The organism is Soonwooa purpurea (assembly GCF_053891095.1).
Genome location: NZ_JBSSMA010000004.1, coordinates 100,045 through 117,559 on the forward strand (window position 1 = coordinate 100,045; position 17,515 = coordinate 117,559).

Here is a 17,515-nt window from a genome sequence, read left to right on the forward strand (position 1 = left end):
CGCTCCGAAAACCAAAAAACGTTAAAAAAAACTTTCGGCGCCGCAGGCGCCGAAAGTTTTCTCAATATTTGATATTCAATTCTCTCAGAATAAAACTCAGCAACCACGCTGGTCCAACTAACAAAAACTGTAAATCTTTCAGGAAACTCGGTTTTTTACCTTCAATTTTGTGACCTACAAATTGTAGAATCCATGTGACTACAAAAACAATTAGATAAACCAACCAAGGAGAACTAACATGAATATTTACCGCATAGGCTAAATGTTCCATCAGCAGCATGACAACAAGCATGATAATGGCGATCACCCAAGATAAGCGGAAATAGAAAATGGTTACAAAAATAACAGCAATAATACTCGCAACCGAAATACAACCGAAGTAGGCCAAACAAAAATGTGGTGCCGGAATCAGCGAAATAAAACCTAAAATAGTCCAAAATATAAGCGGAACACAAATCCAATGAATTAATTTATTGGTTCCGTTTTGGTGGCTTTCACCGTATTCGTTGAATAGTTGGTCAATCTTTCGCATGGCAATTTTTTTTTTGTAAAAATAAATGTACCATTTATTTTAATGAATAACCGTTATCTGAATATCAAAACCTTAACCAGTGTCTTCGCGCTTAATCCGCAGTTTTCAAAAAGGAGCATGAGAGATTGGAAGAAAAACATGACTGACTTCACGTTAAATTGAAAAGTTTTCGGCGCCGCAGGCGCCGAAAACTTGTTTTATACATCGAATCTCAAATCTCAAATCTCAAATCTTGACTTTTGACTCTAACTTACCCAATCTCAATACCGTTTTGTACGGGACTATCTGGCGTCACAAAAGACAATTTTCCATCTTCTTTAGTCGTTAATAACAACATACCTTGCGATTCGATGCCACGGATTTTTCTTGGAGCAAGATTCAGTAAAATCATCACTTGTTTTCCAATTACTTCTTCAGGAGTGAAACTCTCTGCAATCCCCGAAACAACCGTTCTTACATCAACGCCAGTGTCCACTTTTAGTTTTAGTAATTTATCAGCTTTTTCCACTTTTTCAGCTTCTAAAATGGTTGCAGTTCTAAGATCTATTTTTGTAAAATCGTCAAAAGTGATTTCTTCTTTCATGGGATTGGCGTTAGGATTTGTTTTTGCGTTATTTTGTTTGGTTTGTTCTAATTTTTGAATTTGAGCATCAATAACATCATCTTCAATTTTTGAGAAAAGAAGTGATGCTTCATTCATTTCGTGGCCTGTTTCAATTAAAATGGGTGTGTTTTCAATATCCGTCCAATTCATTTTTTGAACATTGAACATTTTCAATAATTTCTCTGAACTGAAAGGCATAAACGGCTCGCACAACTGTGCTAAACCAACTGCAATTTGAGCACCAACAAATAAAGAATGAGCCGCTTTTTCAGGAGAATCTTTAATCGTTTTCCAAGGTTCTTCGGTTTGAAGATATTGGTTTCCGAAACGAGCTAAATTCATTAAAGCTGTTAAAGCATTTCTAAATTCAAACTTCTCTAAAAACTCATGAATTTCTTTTGCAGATTTAGAAACTTCCGCTAATTCAGGAGCGTTCACATCACCTTGCGGAACAACACCGTTGTAATATTTATGAATGAGAACCGCAACTCTATTGATAAAGTTTCCGAAAATCCCCACCAATTCTGAGTTATTTTTGGTTTGGAAATCCTTCCAAGTGAAGTTATTATCCTTAGTTTCTGGCGCCGAAGAAAGCAATGCATAACGCAAAACATCTTGCTGACCAGGGAAATCTTCCACATATTCATTCGCCCAAACCGCCCAGTTTCTGGAAGTTGAAATTTTATCGTTTTCAAGGTTCAAAAACTCAAAAGCGGGAACATTTTTCGGCATATTGTAATGTCCGTGAGCCTTCATCATTGCAGGGAAAATAATGCAGTGGAATACAATATTATCTTTTCCGATAAAATGAATTAAATCCGAACCGTTTCCTTGCCAATATTCTTTCCAATCTTTACCATTTTTCTCCGCCCATTGTTGCGTGAAAGAAATATAACCAATTGGCGCATCAAACCACACATAAAGCACCTTTCCATCAGCATCTGGAAGAGGAACAGGAACGCCCCAATTCAAATCTCTGGTCATTGCACGAGGTTTTAAACCATCATTCAACCAAGATTTTACTTGTCCGTAAACATTGGGTTTCCAATCGTCTTTATGACCTTCAATAATCCATTCATTTAAGAAATCTTCATAGTCATTTAAAGGCAAATACCAGTTTTTGGTTTCTTTTAAAACAGGAATATTTCCACTCAACATCGATTTTGGATTAATCAATTCCGAAGGCGAAAGTGTAGAGCCACATTTCTCGCATTGATCTCCGTAAGCATTGTCGTTGCTACAATTTGGACAAGTTCCAACGATGTAACGATCTGCTAAAAACTCACCTGCTTGTTCATCAAAATATTGTTCAGAAACTTCTTCCGTAAACTTCCCGTTGTCGTATAAAGTTTTGAAGAAATCCTGACTTACTTCGTAATGTTTTTTATCGGTAGTTCTGGAATATTCATCGAAAGAAATCCCTAAATCTGAGAACGATTTTTTAATGATTTCATGGTATTTATCCACCACATCTTGAGGCGTAACCCCTTCTTTTTTTGCACGAATCGTAATGGGAATTCCGTGTTCATCCGAACCACAAATGAAAGCCACGTCTTTTCCTAATCTTCTCTCGAATCTTGCGTACACATCCGCAGGAATGTAAACTCCCGCCAAATGGCCTATATGAACCGGTCCGTTTGCGTAAGGCAACGCCGCCGTAATCAGTTTTTTATTTGACATTCTTATATGTAAAATTTTATGTTGCAAAAGTACGTATTTTAATCTTTTGATTGATAATGCTAATAATATTAAATACAGGTTCGAAACAAATTTCGAGAAATTGATGTATTTTTAAATCAAAAATTAAAAATATGAAGTCAAAATTAGTTTTAATATGTCTTTTGATTGGGATTTCGTTGAGTGTAAATGCCCAAAAAAAAGGATTCTACGAAAATGTACAAAAGAAAAATATTAACAAATTGTTGGACGACTTCAACACATTTGCAGGGAATGCCGATTTTCAAAATTATTTCGATTGTTTTGCTGAAGAATCAACTTTTATTGGGACGGATGCAACAGAAGTTTGGAACAAAAAAGAATTTATGAATTGGGCAAAACCATTTTTTGATAGCAAAAAAACTTGGAATTTCAAATCTTTGAAACGTAATATCTATTTCAGTAAAGACGGAAATTACGCATGGTTTGATGAAATTCTGGATACCCAAATGAAAATTTGTCGCGGTTCTGGAGTTCTCGAAAAAATAGGGGGAAAATGGAAAGTTAAACAATATGTACTTTCTATGACTATTCCGAATGATGTTATTAACGATATATTGAAAGTGAAATCACCTATAGAAGAAGCTCTTTTAGAAAAGATGAAATAAAATGCAACATTTTTATTAACACACATCAATTTATTTTTAATCTTATTTGTAGAGATTTGTATTATAAAAATGAGATTAAAATGAAAACAATATTTTATAAATCAGACAGTCGCGGATATGCGGATCATGGTTGGCTAAAAAGCCATCACACTTTTAGTTTTGCCAATTATTACAATCCAGAAAGAGTTAACTTCGGAGTGCTTCGAGTAGTTAATGATGATTCTGTAGAAGCAGGAATGGGCTTTGGACGTCATCCGCATCGCGATATGGAAATAATATCTATCCCATTAGACGGTCAGTTGCGACATGGTGACAATATGGGAAATGTTGGCATTATCAAAAAAGGTGATATCCAAGTTTTGTCAGCAGGTACTGGCATTATGCACTCTGAAGAAAATGCGAGTGATGTTGATGATGTTAAGTTTTTGCAAATTTGGTTAATGCCCAAAGAAAATGATGTGAAACCGCGTTATGACCAACAAAACTTTGAACAAAAATTAGTTCCCAATCAATTACTTCAAATTTTATCACCTAATAAAGAAGATGATGGTGTTTGGATTCATCAAGATGCTTGGTTCAACTGGGGCAAATTCACGGAAGATACAGACCTCAATTACCAATTTCATAAAGAAGGAAACGGTTTGTATATATTTGTGTTAGAAGGCGGTGCAACGATAGGCGATCAAAAGTTGAGTCGTCGCGATGCGATGGGCGTTTGGGACATCAGTCAATTAGATTTAAAAGTAAAAAAATCTTCAGAAATATTATTAATGGAAGTTCCTATGAGTTTGCCTGTATAATATTTAATAATTTTTTAAGAAATTTTAAGCCTTGTAATAAAATTATTATGAGGCTTTTTGATGAAAAATTAGTATTTTTGACACAATAAATCAAATAAGAAATAAATAACATAATGAGAGTACTTATCGTTGGCAACGGAGGTCGAGAATCTGCAATTGCTCAAAAACTTAGTGAGGATCAACGCATTACCAAAATGTATTTTTCACATGGGAATGCGACAACTGAGCAATTAGGCGAAAATATTTACGAAAAAGACATTCAAGAACTTAAAGATTTTGCCATTAAGCAAAGAATAGATATGACCATTGTAGGACCAGAAGCCCCTTTGGTAGAAGGTTTGGTTGACGAGTTCAAAAAATCGGATTTAGCGGTTTTCGGACCAACAAAAAAAGCGGCTTCTTTGGAAGGCTCAAAAGCCTATTCTAAAAAATTCATGCAAACTTATAATATCAAAACTGCAAGAGCAAAAGTTTTTGATGCTTTTACGGAAGCTGTAGAATATGTAAAAGATGAGAAGTTTCCATTGGTGATTAAAGCAAGCGGATTGGCTGGTGGAAAAGGCGTTGTAATTTGTGAAACTCTAGAAGAAGCAGAGGCAACTTTACGCGATTTCATGATCAAAAGAATCTTCGGCGACGCTGGTATAAAAGTAGTTGTAGAAGAACACCTTAAAGGTTTCGAAGCTTCAATCATTGCGTTTTCAAATGGCGACAAATTATTCCCTTGTATCTCTGCTAAAGATTATAAAAAAGTAGGAAATGGCGACAAAGGCGCTAACACTGGCGGAATGGGATCTGTTGCACCAAGCCCAGAATACACCGCAGAACATCAAGCAGATTTTGAAAAAAATATTTTGCATCCAACCATCGAAGGACTCAAAAAAGAAGGTCTTAGCTTCAAAGGATTTATCTTCTTCGGGTTGATGGTTACCAAAAACGGAACTTATCTTTTAGAATACAATATGCGTCTGGGTGATCCAGAAACGCAAGTATTATTACCATTGTTAGAAAACAATCTATTAGACGTCATCGAAGATTGCTACAACGGAAAAGAAATTAACCTTAAGTTTAAAAATAAAAAAGCCGTTTGTCTGGTAATGTGCTCAGGCGGTTATCCGAAGAATTTCGAAACAGGTTTTGAAATTAGCGGAACAGAAAAGGTGAAACACAGCCAAGTTTTGTTCGCAGGAGCAAGACAGCAAGGCGACAAGATTATCTCAGACGGTGGGCGTGTACTAAATATCGTGGCAACCGGCGACACCTACGAAGAAGCACGAAAGAAAGTTTACGAAGATGCCGTTCCGGTAGATTTCGATTACGGATTCTACAGAGATGATATCGGAAAATTCTAAATAAAGGATAAGAGATGTTGGGCGACCAATGTCTCTTTTTATTTGGAGCTATTTCCCGCTCTTTGTTGCAATCTTTTTTGGATGGCTTCGGCTCCGCTCAGCCATCCAAAAAAGGATTTCCACGTCGATCGGGGCTATTTTAACAACAACCAACAATTAAAAATTTCAATACAATATAAAACCTATGCAAAACGGAATTATCATTTTAGACTTTGGCTCGCAGTACAACCAACTCATTGGACGTCGTATTCGCGAGATGGAAGTTTATTCAGAAATCATCCCTTTCAATACACCTTTAGAAGATATTTTAGCCAAACAACCCAAAGGGATTATCCTTTCTGGAGGTCCTAGCTCTGTCAATGCAGAAGATGCCAATTTGGTAGAAAAAGCTTTGTTTGAACAAGGTATTCCCGTTTTAGGAATTTGCTACGGTATGCAGTTGACGGCACATCTATTGGGCGGAAAGGTTGACAAAGGCCAAAAAGGAGAATATGGAAAGGCCAATCTTGAAATCATCAAAGAAAATACTTTATTGAAAGGCGTTTCTCAAAACTCGGTAGTTTGGATGAGCCATTTTGATGAAGTGTCAACACTTCCACAAGGCTTCGAACTGAATGCCAAATCGGGCGTTATTGCAGCGATTTCTGATCCTGTTAAAAATATATTCTGCGTACAATTCCATCCCGAAGTATCACACAGTGAGGAAGGCGGTAAAATGTTAGAAAATTTCGTTTTCGACATTTGTAAAGCTGAAAAAAACTGGCAACTTACCAATTATATCGAAACAACCGTTGCTTCAATTAAAGAAAAAGTAGGTGACCAAAAAGTGATTTTGGGACTTTCAGGCGGTGTTGATTCTTCGGTTGCCGCAGTGCTCATCCAGAGAGCCATTGGAGATCAACTGACTTGCATCTTCGTGGATACTGGACTTCTTCGCAAAGATGAAGCTAAAAAAGTGATGGAAAATTATGGCGAGCATTTTCACATGAACATCAAATTGGTTGATGCTGCAGATCGTTTTCTTTCAAAATTGGCTTGCGTAGATGATCCAGAGCAAAAACGTAAAATCATTGGTAACGAGTTTATCGCTGTTTTTGATGAAGAATCTCATAAAATAGAAGGCGCAAAATTCTTAGCGCAAGGCACCATTTATCCAGATGTTATCGAATCTCAATCTGTGAAAGGACCTTCAGCAGTCATCAAATCACATCATAATGTTGGGGGACTTCCAGAAGATATGGACTTTGAACTTCTTGAGCCACTTCGTGAACTTTTCAAAGATGAAGTGCGAAAAGTAGGAGAGGAGCTTGGTATTCCGCACCATTTGGTGTACCGTCATCCTTTTCCTGGGCCAGGTTTAGGAATTCGGGTTTTGGGTGCTGTAGATGCTGAGAAAGTTAGAATTCTCCAAGAAGCGGACGATATCTTCATTGAAGAACTTTACAAGAATGATCTTTATGAAAAAGTATCTCAAGCTTTTGTGGTTTTGCTTCCTGTAAAATCTGTTGGCGTAATGGGTGACGAGAGAACTTATGAATATACAGCTGTTGTGCGTTCTGCCAATACAATAGATTTTATGACAGCTACTTGGAGCAAGTTGCCTTATGAGTTTTTGGAAACTGTTTCTAATCGAATTATTAATGAAGTCCGCGGAATTAACAGAGTGGCTTACGATATTTCCAGCAAACCACCTGCAACAATCGAGTGGGAATAAATACATGATAAAACTCTTAGAATTTTTCTAAGAGTTTTTTTATCTCTTGTATGATTATTGATATATCGGAAATATTTTTAAAAATCGAGACGTTAGGATTTGATTAATGCCTAATTTTGTACTTCAAAAATTTAAGCTAAAAATAAATTATTTAAAAAATGCATCATCAACATCAAAGCATTATGGAATTGCATCCTGGACTTGTCTGGGGATTTGCAATTGTTGTCATTATAATGCTTCTTTTAGATTTAGGGATTTTCAATAAGAAAGCGCATGTCGTATCGTCCAAAGAAGCTACCGTTTGGTCTATTGTCTGGATATCCTTGGCCATGGCATTTTCAGGTGTTGTGTATTGGGTTTTCAATCATGACATGGGCGGACACAAGTTAGCCGTTGAAAAGTTCACCGAATTCCAAGCGGCCTATTGGATAGAAAAAGCATTATCCGTCGATAATTTGTTTGTATTTATCATGGTTTTCAACTTTTTTCGTGTTCCAAAACATTTGCATCACAAGGTTTTGTTCTGGGGCATTATTGGTGCACTTATTTTCCGGGCGATATTCATTTTTGCAGGTGTTGAGATTATTAACTTAACGTATTTGCCAGAGTTTGAACTATTTGGACAAGTTGTGAAAATCAATGCTGTAATGACCATTTTCGGATTCTTTTTATTGTATTCTGGGATTAAATCTTGGGGCGGACACAAAGAGAGTGATGACGATGCCGAAGACTTCGCTGACAATGCTGGTGCTAGATTGGTAAAACGTTTTTATAAAATATCCAAAACCTACGATGGTGACAAGTTCTTCACGATAGAAAATGGTGTTAAGATGGCAACGCCACTTTTGGTCGTTGTAGCGGTTATCGAGTTTACAGATGTTATTTTTGCGGTAGATTCTATTCCGGCGATTTTTGCAATTTCGGATGATCCATTTATACTTTATACGTCTAATATTTTTGCGATTCTAGGACTTCGTTCGTTGTATTTTTTATTGGCAAACTTCATTTATATGTTCAGTAAACTGTCTTACGGATTAGCAATTATTCTTGCTTTCATTGGTGCCAAAATGATTGTTGCACCTTGGTTACACGTTCCGTCGCCTGTTTCTTTAGGAATTGTTGGTGGTATTTTGGTAATTTCGGTTCTTATTTCGTTTTTATTTCCAGATAAACCAAAACAACTAGATTCTCATTAATTTAGAACATCAAATGATATATAAAAATCCGACACACTATGTGAGTCGGATTTTTTTATTTTAATATTGATGGCAAACAAATAACAAGAACATTCATTCCAAAAAATGAGTTTTGTAACACTTTATATGTTTCTGCACAAACTAACATAACGATGCAAAAAGCCTTCGCTAGACCAAATTTTTAGTTTTCAAAAGAGTTGATTTTCCACTTAATTCTGTTAGCAAAAAGTTAATTTGTTCATTTCATTATAATTTCTATTTTTAGCAACACAACCATACAAAATAAAAACCGATGAAAAATCTTTTCCTTTTATCACTCTTAGCTATAGGACTTTTCACTTCCTGCAAAGACCGAGAAACCGATCCCAACGTCCTTCCGCAAGCAACACAATCTGGCAAAAATACTGCTGGTGCTCTTGTCAACGGTAAAGTCTGGGTAGCGACAACAAATTATATTAATCCTATAGGTGGATTAGGAACATTTTGTGAAAGAATAAACAATACAACAATAATTAAAGTTGATTTACTGCATATATCTGAAAAGCAGAATATTTTTTAATGCTAGAATAGAAAACTTTGAACTGAATAAGACCTATATTTTATTTGAGAATTTAGATATAATGGATTATAATTACGCTAATTATTCTGACAGTAATTTTAATGGATATTCAACACAGCCTAATTCTGAATATATTGGAGAAGTAAAAATAACAAAATTGGATTTACAGCATCAGATTGTCTGTGGAACATTTGAACTTAAAGGAATCGACCATAATGGGAATGTTGTAAATATCACCGACGGACGTTTCGACAAAAAATTTGACTAATCATCAAAAACATATTCTATGAAAACAAAACTCCTTTTGTGGACAGTAGCATTCCTGCTGTCCCAAGCTTTCTACACACAAACTACACAACAGCGGGCTGTAGTGCAACCAGATAATCCACAGGTAGAGCTCAATACTATTTTATTTCCTTTTTCCGAACTCGACAAATCCAAAACCGAAACAGGTGTACTTTTAGACGCTGTTGTAGAATTTGTAGTCCTCAAAAAAGTCATTAACTTTATCAGATAACAATCAAAAACACAAAATATCATGGCATCACAATCAGAAGTAGGACACGCTAAAAATGTAGCGAACCTTCAAAAATTAATCGAACAAATTACAGTTTATACAGACTACAATCCACCTATTGACAGCCTAAAGCTTGCCAATTTACAAACCCTTTATACCACAGCTTCCACAAAATTAAGTGAAGTCGAAGACAAACGAATTGCCAATAAATCAGCCATTCACCAACGACAAGTAGCCTTCGAAAACCTAAAACCTATTTGCACAAAAATTATCAATTTATTGGATATTTTAGGATTATCGCAAGGAACATTAGATCAAGCAAAATCTCTGAATCGCACCATTCAAGGCGGACAAAAGAAAACCACCACACCACCCCAAGATCCCAACAACCAGCAACCGACAACCAACAACAGCATTTCCACATCTCGTCAATCTTACACCCAACAAGCCGAAAACTTCGGAATTTTGTTGCAACTTCTCGCCACAATTCCAACCTATACACCCAATGAAGACAATTTAAAACTAATTAATCTCAACACTTACAAAGATTCTTTGGTCAGATCCACCCAAGCCGTTGACCAAACCGAAGCCGAATTCAACCTTAAACTTATTGAAAGAGATAACATTCTCTACGCAGACGGAACGGGTTTATATTCCATCGCGCAAAATGTTAAAAAATACGTGAAAAGTCTCTACGGAGCCACCTCTCCAGAATATACAAACGTATCAGCAATCAAATTCACTTCCCAAATTTAATATTAGAGCAGGAAGTTTTTACATTAACACGACCTTATTTTATATTCTTGCATCCTAACGGAATATTCTGTTAGGATTTTTTTATATTCTTTCATCTGTAACTTATATTGGCACGACTGCGAATAATATTCTTGTGTCTGTTAATTATATTAGAGCATCTGTAAGTTATATTCTTGCGTCTGTAGATAATATTCTCTCATCCGAAAGTTCTATTCTCGCAACAATTTTTATAAAACCAAAAAGAAAACCCACCACTTAGGAAAAACCAACAACAACTTGTATTAACTTTTCATCATTTAGCTTCTTATAAAACGACAATCAACGCTGACCAGCCTAAAGTTTCTCGTCAATAATCTTTAATATTAATACAAAAAAAGCCGATTAACAAACGAAAGTTAATCGGCTTTTTCGAAGACCTGTTCTTTATACAAAAGGAGTTTTAACAACTTTTGCAGGAATGTTTTTATTTCTTACTTGGATGAAGATTTCCGAACCGATTTTGTTATGCGATGTGTTAACATAAGCCAATCCAATTCCGATTTTTCTCATGGGAGATTGCGTACCAGAAGTTACTTTCCCGATAACATTAGCCTCGGCATCAACCACTGGATAATCCTGTCTAGGAACGCCTTTATCTGTTAACTCAAAACCAACTAATTTTCTAGTAACGCCTTCTTCTTTTTGTTTTGCAAAAATATCTTTAGACACAAAATCTTTATCGAATTTTGTAATCCAGCCCAATCCAGCTTCCATGGGTGATGTTGTATCATCGATATCATTGCCGTAAAGACAGAAACCTTTTTCTAATCTCAAAGTATCTCTAGAAGCAAGTCCACAAGGTACAATTCCGAAGTCTGCACCAGCTTCCATCACCGCATTCCAAAGTGTTTCGGCATCTTCGTTTTTAAAATAAATTTCGAAACCGCCAGAACCAGTATAACCTGTATTAGAAATAATAACATCTTGTACACCTGCTACTGTACCTATTGTGAAATGATAATAAGGAATGTCTCCTAAATTGATATCTGTTAATTTTTGTAAAGTCTCAACAGCTTTTGGACCTTGGATTGCTAACAATGACATATCATCTGAAGCATTGGTCATTGTTGCGCCAAATTCTGTGTTGTATTTAGAAATATGATTCCAATCTTTATCGATATTAGAAGCATTAACAACTACAAAATATTTTTCATCATTCATTTTGTAAATGATAAGGTCGTCAACAATACCGCCTTGTTCGTTGGGAAGACAAGAGTATTGCGCTTTGCCATCTTCTAATGTATTTAGATTGTTGGTAGTCACTTTTTGTAAAAGATCAATAGCCTGTGGACCTTCAATAAAAAACTGTCCCATGTGTGACACATCGAAAAGTCCCACTTTCTCGCGCACTGCGAAATGTTCTTCTGTAACGCCAGAATATTGTACAGGCATATCAAATCCTGCAAACGGAACCATCTTTGCGCCTAAGGCAACGTGTTTGTCGTATAATGCTGTTTTTTTCATTTTTAAATTCTAAAATTCGTGATGCGCAAAGCTAATGATTTGTATGCTGAAAATAAAGTTTTTTTGAAAGCTTTGTAGATGATGAAAATCAATTTCGGAAATATTCTTTTAATTACTTTTAAAATTAATTAGATTTGAGGTATAGTTTTAATAATATGAATGCTGAAGAAATAAGAGAATATTGTCTTTTAAAAGTTGGTGTTACAGAAGATTTTCCGTTCGATAACGAAACTTTGGTTTTTAAAATCGGCGGAAAAATTTTTCTTTTGATGTCTTTGGAAAAGCAGCCCACGACAATCAATCTAAAAGCTAATCCTGATTGGAGTATCGAACTTCGTGAAGAATATGTGCAAATTGTTCCAGGTTATCACATGAACAAGAAACACTGGAATACCATTACAACAGAGGGCTTAAAGAGAGATTTTCTGATTAAATTAATCAATCATTCCTATGATTTGGTTTTCGCATCTTTAACAAAAAAATTGCGTGAAAAACTAATGAAGGAAAATTCTTAAACGATTTTAAAACTGAAATTCTTCTGTAAGACGTTTGTCATCGTCTAGTTTTTCAATAAGTTTTTCTAAACCTTCGAATTTAATTTCATCATGTAAAAACTCTCGGAATTTCACACGAATTATTTGGTCATACAAATCGCCATCGAAATTAAGAATGTGCACTTCGGTGCTCAACTTTTCACCATTAACAGTCGGATTGGTGCCAATGCTCAACATGCCTTTGTACAATTGATTGTCTAACCAAACTTCCACAATATAAGCGCCTTTTTTGGGTAGAATTTTTCCTTCCGGCACTTCGATATTTGCAGTAGGATAACCAATTGTTCTACCGATTTTTTTACCATGAATGACCATTCCCGAAAGCGAGTAGGCGTAACCCAACATGTCGTTAGCTTCTACAATATGAGCCGTTGCCAAGGCCGTTCTTATTTTCGTCGAGCTAATATGTTGATGCTGAAAATCGACTGGACCGAGCTGTTCAACTTGGAAATCTAATTCTTTTGAGAGTTGTTGCAACAATTCAAAATTACCGCTTTTGTTTTTTCCAAAAGTGTGATCGTATCCTATAATAAGATGTTTAACATTTAGTTTTTTAATTAAAATTTCTCGGCAAAATTCTTCTCCTGTCAAATTTCGGAAGGCTTCATCGAATGTTTTTAAGAATAAATTCTGAATGCCAGCTTTGTCAAGAAGTTCAATTTTTTCGTCCAATGTATTTAATAATAATACATCATCTTGTGGATTGAGCACTTTGCGTGGATGTGGCCAAAAAGTTAAAATGCCAGATTCCAATTCCTTTTCGGTGGCAATTTGGTTGAGTTTATCAATGATGGAAAAGTGCCCACGGTGGACACCATCGAACATTCCTAAAGATAAAGCAAGTGGCTTTGCGCTATGATATTGATCTAAATCTTGGATGATTTTCAAAACAAAATAATTTTGTAAAAAGTCTTAATATTAATAGATAAATCAAGACTTCTTGAACTTTTAAAAATAGAATTTCAAGAACCTAAAGTTCTATTTTGCAAATATGATAAAAATCTTTATTTGTGACAATGCAGATTTACAAACTTTTATTATCTTTGTGCGCAAGAAAAAATTTAGTAATGGCAAACCAAATTAAAGGAAAGATTTCACAAATTATTGGACCAGTTATCGACGTGGTTTTTAATGAAGTTGAAGAATTACCAAGAATATATGACGCTCTAGAAGTTGTGAAAACTGGCGGGCAAAACCTTGTTCTAGAAGTTGAGCAACACATCGGAGAAGATACAGTAAGATGTATCGCGATGGATGCAACAGACGGTTTACAAAGAGGACAAGATGTAATAGGAACAGGGAAACAAATCACAATGCCAATTGGTGAAGGTGTTAACGGTAGACTATTTAATGTTGTTGGTGATGCTATCGACGGTATCCAAAGTTTGTCAAAAGAAGGTGGTTTGCCAATTCACAGACCTGCACCTAAATTTGATCAATTAACAACTTCTGCTGAAGTTTTATTTACAGGTATTAAAGTAATCGACCTTATTGAGCCTTATGCAAAAGGTGGTAAAATTGGATTATTCGGTGGTGCTGGTGTAGGTAAAACAGTATTAATTCAGGAGTTGATTAATAATATCGCTAAAGGACACGGTGGTCTTTCGGTTTTCGCTGGAGTAGGTGAAAGAACGAGAGAAGGTAACGACCTTTTGAGAGAGATGTTGGAATCTGGTATTATTAAATATGGTGATGAGTTCATGCACTCTATGGAAAATGGAGGTTGGGATCTTTCTAAAGTTGATCTTGAAGAAATGAAAGATTCTAAAGCAACATTCGTTTTCGGTCAGATGAATGAGCCACCTGGAGCAAGAGCACGTGTTGCATTGTCTGGTCTTACAATTGCAGAATATTTCCGTGATGGTGGAGAGTCAGGACAAGGTCGTGACGTATTATTCTTCGTAGATAACATCTTCCGTTTTACACAAGCAGGTTCAGAGGTGTCAGCACTTCTTGGACGTATGCCATCAGCGGTAGGTTACCAACCAACCTTAGCATCAGAAATGGGTGCGATGCAGGAAAGAATTACATCGACTAAAAACGGATCTATTACATCTGTACAAGCGGTTTATGTGCCTGCGGATGACTTAACAGACCCGGCGCCAGCTACAACCTTTGCTCACTTAGATGCAACTACGGTACTAGATAGAAAGATTGCTTCATTAGGTATTTATCCAGCAGTAGATCCATTGGCATCAACTTCTAGAATCTTAGCACCAGAAATTATTGGTCAGGAGCATTACAACTGTGCACAAAGAGTAAAAGAAATTCTTCAAAGATATAAAGCATTACAAGATATCATCGCGATTCTTGGTATGGAAGAACTTTCTGAAGAAGATAAATTGGTTGTTTATCGTGCTAGAAAAGTACAAAGATTCTTATCTCAGCCTTTCCACGTAGCAGAGCAGTTTACAGGTATCCCAGGATCTTTAGTAGATATTAAAGATACAATCAAAGGCTTTAACATGATTATTGATGGTGAGTTAGATCACCTTCCAGAAGCTTGTTTCAACCTAAAAGGAACTATCGATGAAGCTATCGAAGCTGGTGAGAAAATGTTAGCTGATAACAAAGCTTAATAATTAGACACTAGGTATCAGAGTTTTGACATGAGACTTTAATGTCTGAAATCTGAAATCTGAAATCTTTTAATCTAAATTAAAATGACAATCAAAATTATAACTCCAGAATATGTAGTATTTGAAGGTTCGGTGAACTCGATTTTATTACCAGGAAAACAAGGTGAGTTTCATATTTTTAAAAACCACGCCGCTATTGTTTCAGCATTAGTTAATGGTCATATAAAAATCTATACCGAAGAAATTTCTGCACAGTATTCTAAATATTTCACCAAGGAAGACGAGGCTAACACAGCATTCTCTTTTCCGATAAGAAGTGGTGTTCTAGAATTCAACAACGATAAAGGAATTATCCTTTGCGAGTAAGAATAGAATAAATATATTGAAGCACCCCGAATTTTCGGGGTGTTTTATTTTTTTGTTATTTTAAATATTTAAAATTAAATTATAGCATCTTGGCGAAGACCTTGTTAAATATTTGAAAAAAACACTAAATTTGTACCTTAATTTTTTATATCATTATGCTTAAAATTACGCTTCCTGATGCTAGCATCAGAGAATTTGATGGAGCAGTGACTCCACTTCAAGTTGCACAAAGTATCAGCGATGGATTAGCAAGAAATACCATCTCTGCAATTGTTAATGGCCAACAGACAGAAGTTGACACGCCAATAACGACCGACTCTACCGTGCAATTGTTGACGTGGAATGATGATATGGGAAAAAAAGCATTTTGGCATTCTTCAGCCCACCTTTTAGCACAAGCCATTATGGAGTATTATCCAGAAGCTAAGTTGACAATAGGTCCTGCGATTGCTAATGGATTTTATTATGATGTAGATTTTGGTGATAAAGCATTGTCAGAAAAAGACTTTGAAATGCTTGAGAAGAAAATCATTGAAAATGCTAAAAAGAATTCAACTTTCAATTTAAGACATGTTTCAAAAGAAGATGCATTGAAAGAATATGCTGACAATCCTTTTAAAACAGAATTAATAGAAAATCTTCAAGACGGTGAAATTACTTTTGTGACGCACGATAACTTTACAGACCTTTGTCGTGGTGGACACATCCCTGCAACAGGAATTGTGAAAGCTGTTAAAATTCTTAATGCTGCAGGGGCTTATTGGAGAGGAGATGAAAAGAACAAGCAATTGACGCGTGTTTATGGTATTTCATTTCCAAAACAAAAAGAACTTACCGAATATCTTGAAAGGCTTGAAGAAGCAAAACGTCGCGACCACCGTAAGTTAGGCAAAGAGATGGGGATTTTTACTTTCTCAGAAAAAGTTGGAGCAGGTCTTCCACTTTGGCTACCAAAAGGTGCTGCGCTTAGAAAAAAATTAGAAAATTTCTTATCTGCTGCTCAAAGAAAACAAGGCTACGAATTTGTGATTTCTCCACATATTGGGCACAAAGATTTATATGTAACTTCGGGACATTATGAAAAATACGGTGCTGACAGTTTTCAACCGATAAAAACACCAAACGAAGGGGAAGAGTTTTTATTAAAACCAATGAACTGTCCACACCATTGCGAGATCTACAAAGCGCAACAATGGTCGTACAGAGATCTTCCAAAACGCTATGCAGAATTTGGAACGGTGTATAGATACGAACAATCAGGAGAATTACATGGCTTGACACGTGTACGTGGATTTACGCAAGATGATGCGCATTTATTCTGTATGCCAGATCAGTTGAATGAAGAATTTGAAAAAGTTATAGATTTGGTTCTTTACGTTTTTGGTTCTTTAGGATTCGAAGATTTTACAGCGCAGATTTCTTTAAGAGATCCTGAAAATAAACAAAAATATATCGGTAGCGACGACAACTGGGAAAAAGCAGAAAGCGCCATTATCAATGCTGCAAAGGCTAAAAATCTTAAGACGGTAACAGAATATGGTGAAGCAGCGTTCTATGGCCCGAAGCTGGATTTTATGGTGAAAGATGCATTGGGTAGAAGTTGGCAGCTAGGAACCATTCAGGTAGATTACAACCTACCAGAACGTTTTGACCTTTGGTATGTTGGTAATGATAATGAAAAGCATCGTCCAGTAATGATCCACAGAGCACCATTCGGTTCTATGGAACGTTTTATCGCGATTTTAATTGAAAATACAGCTGGTGATTTTCCATTATGGCTGAGTCCAGATCAGTTTATTATTCTCCCTATTAGCGAAAAATATGTAGACTATGCTAAAAAAGTTTCACAATTGTTGGAAAATCACGATATTAGCGGTCTAATTGATGAGCGTAACGAGAAAACAGGTAAAAAGATTCGCGATGCAGAGATTAACAAGATTCCGTTCATGTTAATTGTGGGCGAAAATGAAGCTGGTAACAATACGATATCGGTAAGAAGAAGAGGCGAGGGCGATCTTGGCGAGATGAAAATCGAAGATTTCGTTTCTTATTTTAAAACAGAAAGTATGAAAGGCATTAAACCTTTCGGCGAAAATAATTAGTAATAACTTTAAAATTTTAATACAATAGCACTAAAACGTAACAACAGCAGAAGAGGT

17 protein-coding genes are annotated in these 17,515 nt (G+C 35.9%); 13 read left to right on the plus strand and 4 right to left on the minus strand.

From position 1 onward, the window contains the following. Positions 1 to 61: 61 nt before the first annotated feature. Positions 62 to 532: an Mpo1 family 2-hydroxy fatty acid dioxygenase gene (locus tag ACVFVN_RS05110; protein WP_165130894.1), complete on the minus strand. Its 471-nt coding sequence runs from the start codon at positions 530 to 532 to the stop codon at positions 62 to 64. Positions 533 to 782: 250 nt separating this feature from the next. Then, positions 783 to 2,816 (minus strand): methionine--tRNA ligase, encoded by a 2,034-nt coding sequence (metG, locus tag ACVFVN_RS05115; protein ID WP_456234459.1) that lies wholly within the window; start codon positions 2,814 to 2,816, stop codon positions 783 to 785. Between the two features lie 131 nt (positions 2,817 to 2,947). Here metG and ACVFVN_RS05120 point away from each other — a divergent pair, with 131 nt between their 5' ends. From ACVFVN_RS05120 to ACVFVN_RS05160, 9 genes are all read left to right on the plus strand, one after another. Beyond that, on the plus strand, positions 2,948 to 3,460 hold the full coding sequence (locus ACVFVN_RS05120) for a nuclear transport factor 2 family protein (RefSeq protein ID WP_456234460.1): 513 nt from the start codon (positions 2,948 to 2,950) through the stop codon (positions 3,458 to 3,460). An 80-nt stretch (positions 3,461 to 3,540) separates the two neighbouring features. Then, entirely contained in the window at positions 3,541 to 4,260 is a 720-nt protein-coding gene (locus ACVFVN_RS05125) for a pirin family protein (protein WP_456234461.1), read from the plus strand. Positions 4,261 to 4,373: 113 nt separating this feature from the next. Further along, positions 4,374 to 5,612 carry a phosphoribosylamine--glycine ligase gene (gene purD, locus ACVFVN_RS05130; RefSeq protein ID WP_456234462.1) on the plus strand — a complete coding sequence of 413 codons (1,239 nt, stop codon included), beginning with the start codon at positions 4,374 to 4,376 and terminating at the stop codon, positions 5,610 to 5,612. A 184-nt stretch (positions 5,613 to 5,796) separates the two neighbouring features. Next, positions 5,797 to 7,326: a glutamine-hydrolyzing GMP synthase gene (guaA, locus tag ACVFVN_RS05135; protein ID WP_456234463.1), complete on the plus strand. Its 1,530-nt coding sequence runs from the start codon at positions 5,797 to 5,799 to the stop codon at positions 7,324 to 7,326. 158 nt (positions 7,327 to 7,484) lie between these two features. After that, on the plus strand, positions 7,485 to 8,522 hold the full coding sequence (locus ACVFVN_RS05140; protein WP_456234464.1) for a TerC family protein: 1,038 nt from the start codon (positions 7,485 to 7,487) through the stop codon (positions 8,520 to 8,522). 292 nt (positions 8,523 to 8,814) lie between these two features. Then, a complete protein-coding gene (locus tag ACVFVN_RS05145; RefSeq protein ID WP_456234465.1) occupies positions 8,815 to 9,081 on the plus strand; it encodes a hypothetical protein in 267 nt (88 codons plus the stop codon). 61 nt (positions 9,082 to 9,142) lie between these two features. Continuing rightward, positions 9,143 to 9,349 (plus strand): DUF6252 family protein, encoded by a 207-nt coding sequence (locus tag ACVFVN_RS05150; protein ID WP_456234466.1) that lies wholly within the window; start codon positions 9,143 to 9,145, stop codon positions 9,347 to 9,349. 18 nt (positions 9,350 to 9,367) lie between these two features. Further along, entirely contained in the window at positions 9,368 to 9,598 is a 231-nt protein-coding gene (locus ACVFVN_RS05155) for a hypothetical protein (protein ID WP_456234467.1), read from the plus strand. Positions 9,599 to 9,619: 21 nt separating this feature from the next. Beyond that, positions 9,620 to 10,354, plus strand: a complete 735-nt coding sequence (locus ACVFVN_RS05160) for a hypothetical protein (RefSeq protein ID WP_456234468.1) — start codon at positions 9,620 to 9,622, stop codon at positions 10,352 to 10,354. A 423-nt stretch (positions 10,355 to 10,777) separates the two neighbouring features. On the opposite strand, the gene gcvT is transcribed toward ACVFVN_RS05160, so the two are convergent. After that, positions 10,778 to 11,857, minus strand: coding sequence for a glycine cleavage system aminomethyltransferase GcvT (gcvT, locus tag ACVFVN_RS05165; RefSeq protein ID WP_456234469.1), 1,080 nt, complete (start codon positions 11,855 to 11,857; stop codon positions 10,778 to 10,780). Positions 11,858 to 12,012: 155 nt separating this feature from the next. Here gcvT and ACVFVN_RS05170 point away from each other — a divergent pair, with 155 nt between their 5' ends. After that, entirely contained in the window at positions 12,013 to 12,372 is a 360-nt protein-coding gene (locus ACVFVN_RS05170; protein WP_456234470.1) for an MmcQ/YjbR family DNA-binding protein, read from the plus strand. 6 nt (positions 12,373 to 12,378) lie between these two features. On the opposite strand, the gene ACVFVN_RS05175 is transcribed toward ACVFVN_RS05170, so the two are convergent. Next, positions 12,379 to 13,299 (minus strand): bifunctional riboflavin kinase/FAD synthetase, encoded by a 921-nt coding sequence (locus ACVFVN_RS05175; RefSeq protein ID WP_456234471.1) that lies wholly within the window; start codon positions 13,297 to 13,299, stop codon positions 12,379 to 12,381. A 179-nt stretch (positions 13,300 to 13,478) separates the two neighbouring features. Here ACVFVN_RS05175 and atpD point away from each other — a divergent pair, with 179 nt between their 5' ends. The 3 genes from atpD (at position 13,479) to thrS (ending at position 17,458) form a co-directional block, all read left to right on the plus strand. Continuing rightward, complete coding sequence (gene atpD / locus ACVFVN_RS05180) at positions 13,479 to 14,990, plus strand: F0F1 ATP synthase subunit beta (protein ID WP_165130916.1); 1,512 nt, start codon at positions 13,479 to 13,481, stop codon at positions 14,988 to 14,990. Between the two features lie 84 nt (positions 14,991 to 15,074). Then, complete coding sequence (locus ACVFVN_RS05185; protein WP_165130918.1) at positions 15,075 to 15,356, plus strand: F0F1 ATP synthase subunit epsilon; 282 nt, start codon at positions 15,075 to 15,077, stop codon at positions 15,354 to 15,356. A gap of 155 nt (positions 15,357 to 15,511) precedes the next feature. Further along, positions 15,512 to 17,458, plus strand: a complete 1,947-nt coding sequence (thrS, locus tag ACVFVN_RS05190) for a threonine--tRNA ligase (protein WP_456234472.1) — start codon at positions 15,512 to 15,514, stop codon at positions 17,456 to 17,458. The last annotated feature ends 57 nt before the right edge of the window (positions 17,459 to 17,515 follow it).

Coding starts and splice junctions, on each gene's coding strand:
- ACVFVN_RS05110 (WP_165130894.1), bottom strand. CDS start 532: ATGCGAAAGATTGACCAACTATTCAACGAATACGGTGAAAGCCACCAA.
- metG (WP_456234459.1), bottom strand. CDS start 2,816: ATGTCAAATAAAAAACTGATTACGGCGGCGTTGCCTTACGCAAACGGA.
- ACVFVN_RS05120 (WP_456234460.1), top strand. CDS start 2,948: ATGAAGTCAAAATTAGTTTTAATATGTCTTTTGATTGGGATTTCGTTG.
- ACVFVN_RS05125 (WP_456234461.1), top strand. CDS start 3,541: ATGAAAACAATATTTTATAAATCAGACAGTCGCGGATATGCGGATCAT.
- purD (WP_456234462.1), top strand. CDS start 4,374: ATGAGAGTACTTATCGTTGGCAACGGAGGTCGAGAATCTGCAATTGCT.
- guaA (WP_456234463.1), top strand. CDS start 5,797: ATGCAAAACGGAATTATCATTTTAGACTTTGGCTCGCAGTACAACCAA.
- ACVFVN_RS05140 (WP_456234464.1), top strand. CDS start 7,485: ATGCATCATCAACATCAAAGCATTATGGAATTGCATCCTGGACTTGTC.
- ACVFVN_RS05145 (WP_456234465.1), top strand. CDS start 8,815: ATGAAAAATCTTTTCCTTTTATCACTCTTAGCTATAGGACTTTTCACT.
- ACVFVN_RS05150 (WP_456234466.1), top strand. CDS start 9,143: ATGGATTATAATTACGCTAATTATTCTGACAGTAATTTTAATGGATAT.
- ACVFVN_RS05155 (WP_456234467.1), top strand. CDS start 9,368: ATGAAAACAAAACTCCTTTTGTGGACAGTAGCATTCCTGCTGTCCCAA.
- ACVFVN_RS05160 (WP_456234468.1), top strand. CDS start 9,620: ATGGCATCACAATCAGAAGTAGGACACGCTAAAAATGTAGCGAACCTT.
- gcvT (WP_456234469.1), bottom strand. CDS start 11,857: ATGAAAAAAACAGCATTATACGACAAACACGTTGCCTTAGGCGCAAAG.
- ACVFVN_RS05170 (WP_456234470.1), top strand. CDS start 12,013: ATGAATGCTGAAGAAATAAGAGAATATTGTCTTTTAAAAGTTGGTGTT.
- atpD (WP_165130916.1), top strand. CDS start 13,479: ATGGCAAACCAAATTAAAGGAAAGATTTCACAAATTATTGGACCAGTT.
- ACVFVN_RS05185 (WP_165130918.1), top strand. CDS start 15,075: ATGACAATCAAAATTATAACTCCAGAATATGTAGTATTTGAAGGTTCG.
- thrS (WP_456234472.1), top strand. CDS start 15,512: ATGCTTAAAATTACGCTTCCTGATGCTAGCATCAGAGAATTTGATGGA.